Source organism: Symmachiella dynata (genome assembly GCF_007747995.1).
Taxonomy (GTDB): Bacteria; Planctomycetota; Planctomycetia; order Planctomycetales; family Planctomycetaceae; genus Symmachiella; species Symmachiella dynata.
Window position 1 is genome coordinate 3,317,071 of sequence record NZ_CP036276.1, and the last position, 15,160, is coordinate 3,332,230.

A 15,160-nucleotide genomic window follows, 5' to 3' on the forward strand; every position below is an offset into this window, starting at 1 on the left:
CGGAAGGGCGTCCGAATGATGCGGACTTGTGTGATCACGTTGGGCTTGCTGTGCTCGTTCGTGGTTCAGGCTCAGGCGGCGGAGCCGCGCTCGGTCGATTTCAATCGCGATGTGCGGCCGATTTTGTCGGAGACCTGTTTTCGTTGCCACGGCCCCGATTCGGCTGCGCGTGAGGCGGATTTGCGGTTGGACAACGCTGACGATGCCTTTGCGGATCGCGGCGACTTCTTTGCCATCGTACCGGGCGAGCCGGAGAAGAGCGAAGCATATCAACGATTGGTGGCGGATGACGAATCGCTCCGAATGCCGCCTCCCGATTCGAAGCTGGCGCTAACCCCAGAGCAGGTCGAGACGCTGCGGCTTTGGATTGCGCAAGGGGCAAAGTACGAAAAGCATTGGTCCTTCATCACCCCCACCCGCCCTGCTCTACCGACAGTCCAACAGGCTGATTGGCCGCGGAATGATATTGACCACTTTATCCTGGCTCAACTGGAGGCACGAGGCATTGCGCCGGCGCCTCGCGCCGCTCGGGAGACATTGATTCGCCGGTTGAGTTTGGACCTCACCGGCTTGCCGCCGACCCTGGAGGAACTCGACGCCTATTTAGCGGATGAGTCGCCCGAGGCCTATGAAAAAGTTGTCGACCGACTGTTGGCGTCGCCGGCCTATGGGGAGCGGATGGCGAAGCTGTGGCTCGACGGGGCACGGTATGCGGATACCAATGGATATCAAAACGATGCCGAGCGGTTCATGTGGCGCTGGCGCGATTGGGTGATCAACGCCTACAACGCGAACATGCCATTTGACCAATTTACGATCGAACAACTTGCCGGCGATCTATTGCCTAATGCGACGTTGGAACAGCGGATCGCGACCGGTTTTAACCGGAACCACACGACGAGCGATGAAGGGGGGATCATTCCCGAAGAGTATCGCGTCGACTACGTAGCCAATCGCTTAGAGACGACGTCGACCGTCTGGCTGGGGTTGACGATGGGCTGTGCGCGTTGCCATACGCACAAGTACGATCCGATCACGCAAACGGAGTATTATCAGCTCTTCGCGTTTTTCAATAACATTCCCGAAAAAGGTAAGGATGGCGACAAAGGCAATTCGGTGCCATTCATTAAGGCTCCCACTCCCCAGCAATTGGCCGAACAGAAGCGACTCAACACGGCGATTGCTGAGGCTGAGAAAACGATCGCCGAATTGATTGACGGATCGGCGGAACAGCGGCGGGCTTGGGAAACGGCGACACGTCAACGTTGGTCCGCCCAAATTGTGAATTGTGCCAAAGCGACAGCCGACGGTGTGACTCGTTTTGCGTTTGATGGTCTCGATTCCCGCCTCACGGGGAATGCGAGTCTTGTCCCGGCCCATGCGACGCCGGGGGTGTTGTTGACCGCGGATTCACCGGTGACTCTGGGCGATGTGGGAGCATTTGATACAGCGACTCCGATTACCATCAGTTTGTGGATACGTCCATCAGAAACAGGGCACGGGACATTGATTGCCCGTCGCGATGACAAACGTGGATACGAAATCGGCTTGACTGACAAACGTGCTGTCAGCGTGCGGCTGTTTCACGATGGTGCTGAAAATGCCATCAACGTTTCTGCGGCTGGAGAACTGCCTGCGGGACGCTGGTCCCATTTGGCGGTTACGTATGATGGTTCCGGCAAGGCGGGCGGCGTGCAGGTTTATCGGGACGGCCGTGCGGAGAAACTGGACGTTCATCAAGACACGCTTGACGGTTCGATCGCTACTTCGGAGTCCTTGGTGTTGGGAACGGCGACTACGGACGCTCCACGGTTCCGGGGTGTCGTCGACGACCTGTGCATCTTTGCGACGGAACAGACCGCCGAGCAAATCCAGGAACTCTATGCGGGACGCGGCGCCGATTGGGATATTGCACACATTGAGTCGGTGAATTCGGATGGCGGTGCGACGTTTGAAATGCGCGAGGATGGTTCTGTCTTCGTAACCAGCGCGAACCCGCCGCGTGAGGACTATCTCGTGGAAATTCAAACCGAGCGGACTGATCTCTCCGCCATTCGCTTGGAGGTGTTGGCGGACGAACAGCTCCCTAAGCAAGGCCCGGGACGCGGTAAAGATGGGGTGTTTCATCTGAGCGAAGTCGAGGCCGAGGCGGTTTCGGTCGTTGATCCTCACAACACACAACCAATTCACTTCACTGCCGCCTATGCTGATGAATCGCGGGACGGGTTTGATGTGGGGAAGCTGATTGATGGAAATGTTGAGGGCAAAAACAGTTGGTCGGTTGAGGCCGATTCAAAACGAGTTGCACGTAGCGCGATTTTGGTGGCGACGGAACCATTTGGTTTTGAGGGCGGTACGATTTTAAAGATCAAACTGCGACATCAAGGCGAGATTCCGTCTGCGACGTTGGGACGATTTCGGGTTTCGCTCAATGCACGGCCGACCGCTGTACCGGGCGTTGTGGAGCAAATTGCCGTCGATGTGGCAACTCCTTCGGAGCAGCGTACCGAATCACAACAGCAGCGATTGGAGCGGCATTTTATCGGCGAACAGGTCGATGGGGGCAAGCAGGCACTCGCGCGGTTGGCGACCTTACAGCGTGAACAAACCGAGGTCGAAGCGGCGATTCCGACCACGATGGTGATGCAGGAAATGGTACAGCCACGGACCGCACATGTGTTGATTCGCGGCCAGTACGATCAACATGGAGACGAAGTCACAGCGGGCGTTCCGGCGAGTCTGAATCCATTTCCGGCCGATGAGCCGCGCAATCGTTTGGGGCTGGCTCGCTGGTTGACCTCCGGCGAGCATCCGCTCACTGCGCGGGTGACCGTGAATCGGTACTGGAAAATGTATTTCGGCACCGGATTGGTCAAAACCGATGAAGACTTCGGCGCCCAAGGGGAATGGCCGGTTCATATTGATCTGTTGGACTGGCTCGCCACCGAGTTTGTGCAAAATGGCTGGGACATTAAGGCGCTGCAGAAAACAATCGTGATGTCGGCTGCTTATCAACAGGATGCGCGGGTGGGGGCCGAGTTACTGAAAACTGACCCACATAACCGTTTGATCAGTCGTGGACCACGGTTTCGTATGTCGGCGGAAATGATTCGTGATAACGCGTTGGCGGTGAGTGGGTTGCTGGTCAAGAAAATTGGCGGGCCGAGTGTGAAGCCCTACCAGCCACCCGGTCTATGGAAAGAGGTCTCGTCCGGTGTGGTGCGTGCGAATCTGTTTGAACAAGACCACGGCGACAATTTGTATCGCCGCAGTTTGTATACGTTCTGGAAACGAGCTGCGCCGCCCCCGGCATTGCAGACGTTCGATGCGCCGACGCGGGAATATTGCGTCACCAATCGCTCGCGTACGAACACGCCGCTGCAAGCATTGATTTTGATGAACGATGTGACCTACGTCGAAGCGGCACGCGTATTTGCCCAACGGTTAATAAACGAGGGGCCACAGGATTCCGCCGGCCGTATCACGCGCGCCTTTCGGTTAGCTGTCGGGCGCAAACCCTCGCGGCTAGAGATTGTGGTGCTGCTGAAGTTGCTCAAATCACGGATGTCGTACTATCGGACGCATGGGGATGCGGCGACTGAGTTGTTGGGTGTCGGCGAAGCCCCCCTGGACGAAACCGTCTCCCCGGCTGAGTTGGCGGCTTGGACGAATATTGCTTCGCTGATCCTCTGTTTAGATGAATCGATTACCAAAGGTTAACCTGATGCACCCGTTATTAGAGCGCGCGATGACGACGACGCGGCGGCAGTTCTTCAGCCGCGCCGCAACAGGAGTCGGCATTGGGACTGCTGCGTTGGCGTCGCTGTTGAATCAGCCGCTCTCAACCGCTGCGGAGTCTGCGTCTGCCGAAGGGGCTGACGGCGGATTGCCGGGCATGCCGCATTTTGCTCCGCGGGCGAAGCGAGTGATCTATTTGTGCCAGTCGGGCGGACCGTCGCAGTTTGAGACTTTCGACTACAAACCAGAGTTGGCCAAACTGTTTGACCAAGATGTCCCGAAGTCAGTATTCGGTTCACAGCGGCTGACCGGGATGACATCGGGACAGGCGCGGTTTGCCGTGACGCCCAGTTATTACAAATTCAAACAGCATGGTGAATCAGGAACCTGGGTCAGCGAATTGTTGCCGCATCTGGCGGAGATCATTGATGAACTGTGCTTGATCAAATCGGTGCACACTGAGGCGATCAACCACGATCCGGCGATCACGTTTTTTCAGACCGGTTCACAGCAACCGGGACGTCCCAGTTTCGGGGCCTGGGTCAATTATGGCTTGGGGAGCGAAAACCAAAATCTGCCGGCGTTCGTCGTGATGAATTCGATGGGAACGGGGCGTCCGGTGGGGCAACCGCTGTATGCGCGTTTGTGGGGGAGTGGCTTTCTACCGTCGAGTTACCAGGGGGTGCAGTTTCGTTCGGTGGGTGATCCGGTGATGTACCTGTCGAATCCGCCCGGATTGGATGGAGCGGGTCGCCGTGAGTTGTTGGATGGGTTAGCGCAAATCAACCAACTGCAACAGTCACAATTCGGCGACCCGGAGATCGCTACGCGGATCGCGTCGTTTGAAATGGCGTATCGCATGCAGACTTCGGTGCCGGAATTGATTGATGTTTCGGGCGAGACAAAACAGACGCTCGAGATGTACGGCGACGACGTCGCCAAACCGGGGACCTATGCGCGGAATTGCCTGTTGGCGCGGCGCTTGGCTGAACGGGGCGTGCGGTTCATTCAACTGTATCATCGCGGTTGGGACCAACATGGGGATCTGGTTCCGCAAATCAGTCGGCAATGCCACGACGTCGACCAACCGACGGCTGCACTGATTAAAGACCTCAAGCAGCGGGGAATGTTGGAAGACACGCTGATCATCTGGGGCGGCGAATTCGGTCGCACGGTTTACAGTCAGGGAACGCTCACCAAAGACAACTACGGCCGCGACCACCATCCGCGTTGCTTTACGATGTTTCTCGCCGGCGGCGGCAGCAACGGGGGATATAGTCACGGGGCGACTGATGATTTCAGCTACAACATCACCGAAGCCCCGCTACATGTGCATGACCTGAATGCGACGATCCTGCACTTGTTGGGAATCGATCATGAGCGGCTGACGTATCGATTCCAGGGACGCGACTTCCGTTTGACCGACGTTCATGGGACAGTCGTAAGTGAGCTTATTGGATGACGCGGTGTGTTAAGTGTTCCACCGTTGTTCGGGGTTGCCGCAGGGCACTGGCGGACAAGCCGCCAGTGGCACCCGACTGAGGGCATTCGCTACGTTTTATGACGCAGAAGACATCCTCACACCGTGGCTTCCATCGCTTGTGAGAAGGCTGCCATTTCTAACGGGCCGCCGACGATGAATGGGGTTCGTTGGTGAATTTCCTCCGGTTGAATATCCATAACCCGCTGCATGCCATCACTCGCGATGCCGCCGGCTTGTTCGGCGATGAAGGCGATGGGGTTGGCTTCGTACAATAAGCGGAGTTTGCCATCGGGGTTTTTCTCGGTGGGCGGATAGAGGAAAATCCCCCCCTTGAGCAGCGTGCGATGGAAATCGGCGACGAGAGAACCGATATATCGCAAGGCATAACTTTGGCCGTGTACTCCGCTCCGGAGGTCGGTAATAAAGTCGCGATACGGTTGCGGGAAGGATTCCCAATAGCCGTCGTTGGAGGAGTAGTACGTGCCGGAGGTGGGCATGCGAATGTTTTCGTGGCTGAGAACATAGGCGCCGACTGAGGGGTCGAGTGTAAATCCGTGTACACCGTGGCCGGTGGTGTATACCAAAATTGTCGACGATCCGTAGACCACATATCCCGCAGCGATCTGTTTGACGCCTGGTTGCAACACCGCTTCTCGGGGATCGGCATCTTTGGGGAGGTCTTTGGGCATGCTCAAAATCGAAAAGATGGTTCCCACGCTGACGTTGACGTCGATGTTGGAGGAACCATCCAGCGGATCGAAGACGACGACATATTTTCCTTCGCCCGAGCGGCCGTCGAACATGATCGCTTCTTCGTTTTCTTCCGAGGCAATCACGGCCACATTTTCGCGGACACCCAAACAGTGAATTAGGGCTTGGTCGGCATAGACGTCCAGGATCTGTTGGGCTTCTCCTTGGACGTTGATGGCGCCCGCTGCTCCGGCGACTTCCAGCAAACCAGCCCGACGCACGCGCGATTCGGTCATTTTTGTCGCCAGTGTAATTCCCGACAGCAGCCAGGAAAAACTGCCGGAGGCGGCGGGAGAGTATTTGCGCTGTTCAGCCAAAATGTGCTGTTGCACCGTCGTGATCGACGGTTTGGAACTCTCCATTGCTCGACTGGTATAAGCCATTGTGTTTCTCGGTCCGTTTTTCCAAAATTCGGTGTCAAGTTAGATTTCAAACATGAGACAGTCGCGGCGCGCCTGAAAACAGAATAGCGACTTGGATAAGGGAGCAATACCCAAAGAATCGGCATTTTATTAGACAATTTCCTACGTTGTTCTCCCATGAGCCACTCGCCATTTCTGCTGGCACTGGAATTTTCAACTCAGATCGACTTGGAATTTGATCCAGCTATATTGGAAATAACACTAAACTGCGTGTGACACCTGCACATGACAACCGTTAGGATATAGCCGTTGGCCTTTACCGTGTGGTTGGTTTGACGCCTCTGCTGAGTGGAGTCACTGCTATGGCGATCGTGGTGAACATGCCGAGAGAACGATCCAATTTCACAATTCGCGACACCAACGTTCGAGATGCGGCGGCTGTCGCGGAAGTCGTAGATGCTGCATTCGAGCCTTTGCGCACCATTTACCAACCGACGCGGCAAACAATCGAGCGTCAGGCCATTCATCGCAATCATAGGAACCGGCTGATTGGTGAGGCCGATGGACGCATGGCGGGGACGGTTCAATACGATGTTCATCCCGACCGACTGCACGCCATGGGACTCGCCATTCATCCCGATTATCAACGGATGGGGCTCGCGCGGCTTCTGCTGCAGTCGATCGAGGACCGCGCGCGATTGACTGGTCGCCCGCTCGTTGTCTTGAATACGATTGAGGAAACAGGCAACGTACCGATTTTTGAAAAACTCGGATTTCAAGTCGTAAGCCGAGTCGTTGCGACATGGTGTGTCAGCACCCTCCATTCAGCAGTGCATGATGTCACTCTGCAGCGTAATGTCTCGTGACTAGAGACCGACTTCGCACGGATGAACTCCCATATTCTTGAAAAGAGCGAATGGGGTAATTCTCGGCCGCGAATTGACACCCGTGCGCCCACGGGATTTAATCGCAATGTAGCGGTTACTAATTTGATCGCTCCATTTTAAAATTCGCATTGCACATTCTGAAACTGGAAAATCCAGATGAAACTGTTGATTCTGTTGGGTGTAACGTTCGGCCTATTCGTTGGCGGTCCTGCAAGCATTTCCGCTGAATCGCCAAAGTCCGGCGATCCTATTGAACTCTCTGCGGAGTTACGCCAACGCTGCGTAAAGATCCTTCGCGATGGTTTTGCAGCGGACGAGTTTTGGCCGTCGATGCATGCCGCTGAAGCGTTGACGGTGGCCGGTCACAGCGACGAGGTCCGCGCAGGATTGTTGAAAAAATCGCCCAAGGTGACCGACGACCAGCAGCGGTGCGGCATTGCCCGCGAAATGGTGCGCGCCGGTGACCGGGGTTATGCCGAGACGATGCTGACGATTCTGTCGCAATCAGATGATTACGCACACACGCATGCCGCGGAAAGTCTTTATAAGGTTTACGAAATCGGCGACGGATCGCAGTTGCGGGCTGCGATGGCGAATGAGGACAATTCGACTTGCCAACTGATGGCGGCGGCGGCGCTGGCGCGGTCGGGCAGTCCGGAGGCGTTTGAGTTTATCCGCAAACAATTGGTCGACGGCAACACCGATGGGCGGCGTATCGCCGCATGGATTTTGGCCCGCATCGGCAATGCCAACGACATTCCCGCTCTGCAAGCGAATTTGAAACGTGAAACCGATCCGCTGAAAAAGAGCTATTACGTCAATGCCTTGGCCGCGCTGGGCGATAGCGCTGGGCAAGAACAGTTGGCGAAAAACCTCAGCGACGAATCCCCGGCGATTCGCACTTATGCTGCTGTGTTTGCCGGCGATGCCCGAATGACCAATGTGGCTCCGCAATTGGAGAAACTGTTGGATGATCCTGAATTGGATGTGCGGATCCGTGCGGCGCAGTCATTGTTGACGTTGGCACAACCGGTGGTCGAGTCGGGTAACTTTGCACGCGATGTGTATCCGGCGACGCCCGAAAACCCGCGGTATAGCGAAGGTTCGATTGCCGTGTTGGGTGACGGGACGTTGCTGTATGCGACGACGGAATTCATCGACAGCGACTCCGATTTTGCCAAGGCGCGAATCATTGCTAAAACGTCTACCGATGGCGGACGCACGTGGAGCAAATCCCGGGTCCTGCAGGAAAACATCGGCGGCAAGAATGTGATGTCGGTCACACTGCGGCGTTTGCCGAAAGATAAGTCGGGCAAAGCGCCGTTGGGGATGTTTTTTCTGATCAAGAATGACTTCAACGACCTGCGCGCCTATTTGCGGATTTCACATGACGATGGCAAAACGTTTGGCGATCGAATTCTGGTCACCGACGGGCCGGGTTATCATGTGGTGAACAATGATCGTATTACGGTATTGAAAAACGGACGGCTGTTGTGTCCGGTCGCTTGGACCGAAGACGTGAAAACGGTCAATCACTTCACCTGTTACTGTGCAATTTCTGACGATGGGGGCCTGACGTGGCATCGCGGTAAAGGGGAAGTCGATCAACCCAAGCGTGGAGCGATGGAGCCGGAGGTGTTGGAGCTGAGCGACGGGCGGGTACTAATGATTGTGCGGACGCAATTGGGATACATCGCCGCTAGTGAATCGACCGACGGGGGAGAAACATGGAGCGAGGCGAAATCATGGGGTGTCAAAGGTCCGGAAGCCCCCGCGACACTTCGCCGGATTCCCGCGACGGGAGATTTGCTGTTGGTTTGGAATCATACGTTTGTCGAAGGGGCCGGGCATGGTGGAAAACGGACCCCGTTGACCGCGGCCGTCTCGACGGATGAGGGGAAGACTTGGAGTTACGAGCGGAATCTTGAGACGCGCGACGATCAGACCTATGCCTACACCAGCATTGAGTTTGATCGCGGCCGTGCGTTGTTGAGCTATTACGTCGGCGACGATAAGACGGGACGCATTTTCAGTCGGTTTCGCTCGGTGCCGGTCAGTTGGTTTTATCAACAGCCGTGAACTGGGCTGAGGCGCTTGACGCGGATTGTCCGGGAGTCGATCATGGGGGAGTCCGCTTAAGATGGTGATGAACATCGCCCGTTCGGAAATCGACTCCCCATGCATTGTCCCCCCCTGACATTCTTCTCTCGAAATCAACGTCGCGTCCTAACGACGTTGGCTGTGGTGTTTTCCATCGTTGGGACGTGCCGGGGCGATGATGCGGCTGGTTTGGAGTTATTTGAGAAAAAAATTCGGCCGGTGCTGATCCAGTCCTGTTACGAGTGCCATTCCAGTCAGGAGGACAAACCCAAAGGGGGACTGCGGCTGGATAGTCGTGAGGCAACGCGCACGGGGGGAGACAGCGGCGCGGCGATTGTTCCCGGAAAGCCGGACGAAAGTCTGCTGATCGAGGCGATGCGGCACGAGTCGTTCGAGATGCCTCCGCAGGCCAAATTGTCCGACGAGACGATTGCCGATTTTGTAAGATGGATTGAAATCGGGGCACCCGACCCCCGCGATCGCCCCGATAGCAACACGGTCGACAATGCGTGGCCGGTACTGCTCAACGCGCGGCGCGATTGGTGGTCGCTGCAACCGGTCGTCCGTCCTGAGGTGCCGGAGATCAAGGCGAACCCGCCGAGGGGCACGATTGACCGTTTTATTTTGGCAAAGCTTGCGAATGCAGGAATTGCGCCGCCGGAACAAGCGGCGCCGCGAACGCTCATTCGGAGGTTGAGTCTGGTACTCACTGGCCTGCCGCCAACACCTAAAGACGTCGACCGTTTTTTGCGGGACAGCGAAGTGAATGCGGAAGCGGCGTATGAGTCGCTCGTCGATCGCTTGTTGAATTCGCCGCACTTTGGCGAACGTTGGGCGCGACATTGGATGGACGTGGTTCGTTTTACCGAAACGCACGGCAACGAGTGGAACTACGAGGTGCATCACGCTTGGCGGTACCGCGATTACCTGATTCGCGCATTCAACGCCGATGTGCCGTACGACCAATTCGTCCGCGAGCACATCGCAGGGGACTTATTGGACCACCCCCGTTGGAATGACGAACAGCAGTTGAACGAGTCTTTGATCGGTACGTCCTTTTACCGTTTCGGTGAAGTGAACCACGACGATTGTGTGACGTTGACGTCGATCGGTTACGACATTTTAGATAACCAGATTGATACGCTGACAAAAGCATTTCAAGCAACGACCGTCGCTTGTGCGCGGTGTCACGACCATAAAATGGATGCGGTTTCCGCGGCGGATTATTATGCGCTGTTGGGCATCCTCAAGAGTTCACGGCTGACCGCCCACACGCTCGATGCGCCGACGGTGAATGCAGAATTGATGGAGCAGTTGCGTGTGTTGAAAACGCAACTCCGCGAGGAGTTGGCGCAGCATTGGCAGTCGCAGACCGGTGATGTTGCCAAATATATGCTGGCGGCGCAGGCGCGGATTGCCAAGTCGTCGGAAGCGGATGTTTTGGCGACCGGTTTGAGCGCGCCGCGGTTAGAAGGTTGGGTCAAAGCCCTTTCTGTGGAGAAGCCGGGAATTGACCATCCCGCGCGGGCTTGGCAGACGGTGAACGCTGCCGAGAATGTTCCCACAGCGTGGCGCGAATTAGCGGTGAGTTTTGAAAAGGATCGCCAAACGCATGAGTCGTTCAATGCTAAGCAATTCACACGCCTTGCCGATTTTCGCGATGACGATCCGACCGAATGGAGCGCCACCGGCCAAGGTCTGCGTCAGGGGCACACGTCAAGTGGCGCATTCACCGTGGCGCATGACGGCGACAACGTTGTTCGGCAAATTCTTCCCGCCGGTCGCTTTACGCATGTCTTGTCGGAGAAACTCAACGGCACGCTCCGCTCGCCCGTAATTAGCGGCGGGAAGTCGCACATCAGTTTTCAGGTGTTGGGAGAGAACACGAGCGCCGTGCGTTTGGTTTCCAACAACTGTCAGCTCAACTATGCCAACTACCGTGCATTGACCTCGCCGCAGCCGACGTGGGTTACATTTAAGGTCCCCGCCAATGCGGAAATGTTGCGGACGTTTGCGGAACTGGTCACGAAATTCGATAACCCCAAGTTTCCGGATCAATTGGGAACGTTAGGAGGCGATAAGACCAACGACCGCATACCGTGGTCCGAAGCAGCCGCGGACCCGCGATCGTATTTCGGCATTCTGCAGGTCGTGGCGCATGACGGCGGCGATCCGCCTAAGCCGGACCTGTCGCCGTTGGCCCGGTTGTATGGCGAGGCCGATACGGTGGTCGCGCCCGCTGATATTGCCGACAAGTATTCCGCGGCGATTCAAACGGCAGTGGAGCACTGGTCGGCGGGGACTGCTGGCGACGATGATGTTTATTGGCTCTCTTGGTGTGTGGAGAACAATCTGTTGGACCATGCCGTGAACGCCTCGTCGCAGATTAAAAAATTGGTGGGCGCTTACCGCAAGATAGAAGAACAACTGGCGCGGCCGCGCCTGGCGGCGGGGATTGCCGACCTGGGTGCAGGGCAGGATCATCGCATATTGCTGCGGGGCAACTTTGCGACTTTGGGAGATGTCGTGCCGCGGAGGTATTTGGAAGTGCTGTCGAATTCCGCAAAGAATTCTCAACCCACGGGCAGTGGGCGGCGGGAGCTTGCCGATCAGATTGCATCGTCGCACAATCCGCTGACGGCTCGGGTGATGGTCAATCGTGTCTGGCATCACCTGTTTGGTGCGGGAATCGTACGGAGCGTTGATGACTTTGGACATGTCGGCGATCTGCCGTCGCACCCGCAATTGCTGGATCATCTCGCCGCACGCTTTGTGGAACCTGCCGGCAGTCACGGCGACGGCATGGGCTGGTCGGTGAAGACGTTGATCCGTGAAATAGTGTTATCACGTACATTTCGCGCGACAGGCCGCGCCGAGTTATCGGCCACAGAGATCGACCCACAGAATCGCTTGTTGCATCACTATCCGGTACGGCGGATGGAGGCCGAGGCGATTCGGGATTCGATTTTGACCGTTTCCGGCCGGCTGCAACCAAAATTATTTGGCGAAAGCATTCAGCCGTTTCGCCCTGAATCGAATCCCACCCGTCGGCTGTTTGCTGGGCCGCTCGATGGGGCGGGCCGCCGCAGCGTGTACATTAAGGTCAATTTAATGGAGGGGCCGAAGTTTTTGAGTGCCTTCAATCTCCCCGGCGGAAAAATCACCCAAGGCCGCCGTGATATCACCAATGTGCCGGCGCAGGCACTGACGCTCTTAAACGACAGTTTTGTCCTGCAGCAAGCGGGGGTCTGGGCAGAGGCGGTGATCGAAGACGAGACCATTACAGTTGGCGAACGACTCATGACGATGTTTGAGGCTGCTTTGGGACGCCCGGCTACGCCGCTGGAAATCGAGCGGTTTGAGGAACTGATCGGCACGCTCGCGCAGCTAAAGGAAATTCCCGGCGACCAGATTCTGTCGTCCAAAGAGATCTGGCAGGACGTGGCGCATCTTTTGTTTAATGGCAAAGAATTCATTTACATCCCTTGAAAACGTTTTCGTTTGGTGCTGAAGTACGAAATCGTGGGAACAGTTGGCCGTATGAATCCTCATAGCAACAATTGTCCGGGACGCGGACCGCGGCTGTTTTCGCGGCGTAGCATGCTGAAATCGTCTGCCAACGGTTTTGGAATGTTGGCGCTGTCGGCGTTGATGTCGGAACGCGCCTATGGGGCGCCGGCCACGGGACCGCATTTTGCCCCGACGGCTAAAAACGTCATCTTCTGCTTTCTGGACGGAGGAGTCTCGCATGTCGATTCGTTCGATCCCAAACCGAAGCTTGCGGAGGTCGACGATCAACCGGCCGGTGAGATCGATAACCCGACGGCGAATGTGAATCGCAAATGGCTCAAGTCCCCCTGGAAGTTCGCTAAGCATGGCGAGTCAGGACTGCCGGTCAGCGAATTGTTTCCGCACATTGCCAGTTGTGTCGACGATTTGGCTGTGATTCGTTCGATGAAAGCGGACCTGCCGATTCACTCTACGGGGGTGTTGTTTTTACATACCGGGTCCAACGTAGCTGGGCGTCCCAGTCTTGGCTCGTGGGCCAGTTATGGACTGGGCAGCGAAAATCAGAATCTGCCGGGGTTTGTGGTCTTAAATTTTGGCGTGATTCCTTGCGGGGGATTGGAAAACTATTCCAGCGGTTTCCTACCGGCCAGTTTTCAAGCGACGTTGCTCAATGCCGATGGTCCGCCGCTGGAGAATATCACGCCGGGCGACAGCCGCGCGGGGGTGCAGCGTGCCAAACTGGATTTGCTCAAACTGCAGGACCGCGCGTTTGCTGAGACATTAGGGGGCAACGACGCCGTTGAATCGGCCGTTAAGAACTATGAACTTGCCTACCGCATGCAATCGCTCGTCCCGGACGTGCTGGATTTGTCGCGGGAAACGAAAGCGACGCAGTCGCTTTATGCGATCGATTCCAAAGTCGACTCGCAGCGGCTGTATGGGATTCAATGTCTCCGCGCGCGGCGGTTGATCGAATCGGGTGTTCGTTTTGTGGAGATCACCTGCCCCCCGGGCGCCTCGAACGGTACGTGGGATCAACATGGGGCGCTGAAGAAAATGCACGAGAAAAACGCTCTCGACACCGACCAAGCGATTGCCGGTTTGATCAAGGACCTCAAAGCACGTGGGCTGTTTGACGAAACGCTGATCGTCTGGGCGGGAGAATTTGGACGCACGCCGCATGCGGCCTCCCGCGACGGACGTGATCATCATCCCGAAGGCTTTACCGTTTGGCTGGCCGGTGGAGGCGTCAAAGGGGGCGTGGCGCATGGGGCGACTGACGAGTTGGGCATGCATGCGGTGGAGAATGTCTGCACGATGCACGACCTGCATGCGACGATATTGCATCTCTTGGGCTTGGACCACCAACGCCTAACCTACCGTCACGGCGGCCGCGACTTTCGCCTCACCGATGTACATGGTGAAGTGATTCACGAAATTCTGTGAACCGTACAAGCTGATTTAAATCCCGCTGCCGTCGGCGTGGTGATGCGGCAGCATGTGATCCATGTCGAGTGCCGGTTCGGCAACTGAGAGCCGTCCCACGATTTTGGCCGGAATTCCGGCGACCGTGCAGTGCGCGGGAACATCGTCTAAAACGACGCTGCATGCGGCGATTTTCGCTCCGGTACCGATTTCGACATTCCCCAGGATTTTAGCACCGGCGCCGACCAGTACGCCATGCCGGACTTTGGGATGGCGGTCTCCCGTGGCTTTTCCGGTTCCCCCCAAGGTCACTTCGTGCAGCATGGAGACGTTGTTTTCCACGACGGCGGTTTCACCGATCACGACCGAGGTGCCATGATCCAGCAAGATACCCTGTCCGATGCGGGCGGCCGGGTGAATATCCGCAGCAAAGACCTCTGAAATGCGGCTTTGGAGGTGCAGCGCCATCGCCCGCCGATTCTGCCCCCACAACCAATGCGCGACACGATAACTTTGCAGCGCATGAAAGCCTTTGAAAAATAGCATCGGCACATAATAGTATTCCGATGCCGGGTCACGGTCGCGGACCGCTTGAATGTCACACCGCAGGGCGGCGCGGACCTGCGGGTCGCTGGCAAAGGCCTCGTCGATCACTTCGCGGATCAACATGGCCGTTACATTCACATCGGCCAGTTTGCCCGCGAGGTGGAAACTCATCGCATCTTCGAGCGTCTCGTGTTTGAGAACCGTGGCGTGCAGAAAGCTGGCCAAGATCGGCTCTTGGGTAGCCGCAGACTGAGTCTCTGCGCGGATCGTGTCCCAGATCTTATCGTCGCCTATGTGTTGTGCGGCGTCTGACACCGGCATTGCCTTTGGTCAAAGTTGGTGATGAAAACGTGCTGCGT

General features: G+C 56.6%; 8 protein-coding genes. 6 read left to right on the forward strand and 2 right to left on the reverse strand.

Annotation, left to right across the window (positions count from 1 at the left end):
* Positions 1-15 precede the first annotated feature (15 nt).
* Positions 16-3,720 carry a DUF1553 domain-containing protein gene (locus Mal52_RS12825; RefSeq protein ID WP_145376613.1) on the forward strand — a complete coding sequence of 1,235 codons (3,705 nt, stop codon included), beginning with the start codon at positions 16-18 and terminating at the stop codon, positions 3,718-3,720.
* A 4-nt stretch (positions 3,721-3,724) separates the two neighbouring features.
* Positions 3,725-5,200, forward strand: a complete 1,476-nt coding sequence (locus tag Mal52_RS12830; protein WP_145376614.1) for a DUF1501 domain-containing protein — start codon at positions 3,725-3,727, stop codon at positions 5,198-5,200.
* A gap of 116 nt (positions 5,201-5,316) precedes the next feature.
* On the opposite strand, the gene fbp is transcribed toward Mal52_RS12830, so the two are convergent.
* Complete coding sequence (gene fbp / locus Mal52_RS12835; RefSeq protein WP_197533905.1) at positions 5,317-6,354, reverse strand: class 1 fructose-bisphosphatase; 1,038 nt, start codon at positions 6,352-6,354, stop codon at positions 5,317-5,319.
* A 341-nt stretch (positions 6,355-6,695) separates the two neighbouring features.
* Here fbp and Mal52_RS12840 point away from each other — a divergent pair, with 341 nt between their 5' ends.
* From Mal52_RS12840 to Mal52_RS12855, 4 genes are all read left to right on the forward strand, one after another.
* A complete protein-coding gene (locus tag Mal52_RS12840) occupies positions 6,696-7,199 on the forward strand; it encodes a GNAT family N-acetyltransferase (RefSeq protein WP_231962638.1) in 504 nt (167 codons plus the stop codon).
* Between the two features lie 177 nt (positions 7,200-7,376).
* Positions 7,377-9,299: an exo-alpha-sialidase gene (locus Mal52_RS12845; RefSeq protein ID WP_145376615.1), complete on the forward strand. Its 1,923-nt coding sequence runs from the start codon at positions 7,377-7,379 to the stop codon at positions 9,297-9,299.
* A 99-nt stretch (positions 9,300-9,398) separates the two neighbouring features.
* Positions 9,399-12,809 carry a PSD1 and planctomycete cytochrome C domain-containing protein gene (locus tag Mal52_RS12850; RefSeq protein ID WP_145376616.1) on the forward strand — a complete coding sequence of 1,137 codons (3,411 nt, stop codon included), beginning with the start codon at positions 9,399-9,401 and terminating at the stop codon, positions 12,807-12,809.
* Between the two features lie 51 nt (positions 12,810-12,860).
* Positions 12,861-14,276: a DUF1501 domain-containing protein gene (locus Mal52_RS12855; protein WP_197534868.1), complete on the forward strand. Its 1,416-nt coding sequence runs from the start codon at positions 12,861-12,863 to the stop codon at positions 14,274-14,276.
* Positions 14,277-14,291: 15 nt separating this feature from the next.
* Here Mal52_RS12855 and cysE read toward each other — a convergent pair whose 3' ends face one another.
* Entirely contained in the window at positions 14,292-15,116 is an 825-nt protein-coding gene (cysE, locus tag Mal52_RS12860) for a serine O-acetyltransferase (RefSeq protein ID WP_231962640.1), read from the reverse strand.
* Positions 15,117-15,160 lie beyond the last annotated feature (44 nt).

Excerpts from the sequence above, each read along its gene's own strand:
- Mal52_RS12825 (WP_145376613.1), top strand. The coding sequence starts at position 16 with ATGATGCGGACTTGTGTGATCACGTTGGGCTTGCTGTGCTCGTTCGTG.
- Mal52_RS12830 (WP_145376614.1), top strand. The coding sequence starts at position 3,725 with ATGCACCCGTTATTAGAGCGCGCGATGACGACGACGCGGCGGCAGTTC.
- fbp (WP_197533905.1), bottom strand. The coding sequence starts at position 6,354 with ATGGCTTATACCAGTCGAGCAATGGAGAGTTCCAAACCGTCGATCACG.
- Mal52_RS12840 (WP_231962638.1), top strand. The coding sequence starts at position 6,696 with ATGGCGATCGTGGTGAACATGCCGAGAGAACGATCCAATTTCACAATT.
- Mal52_RS12845 (WP_145376615.1), top strand. The coding sequence starts at position 7,377 with ATGAAACTGTTGATTCTGTTGGGTGTAACGTTCGGCCTATTCGTTGGC.
- Mal52_RS12850 (WP_145376616.1), top strand. The coding sequence starts at position 9,399 with ATGCATTGTCCCCCCCTGACATTCTTCTCTCGAAATCAACGTCGCGTC.
- Mal52_RS12855 (WP_197534868.1), top strand. The coding sequence starts at position 12,861 with ATGAATCCTCATAGCAACAATTGTCCGGGACGCGGACCGCGGCTGTTT.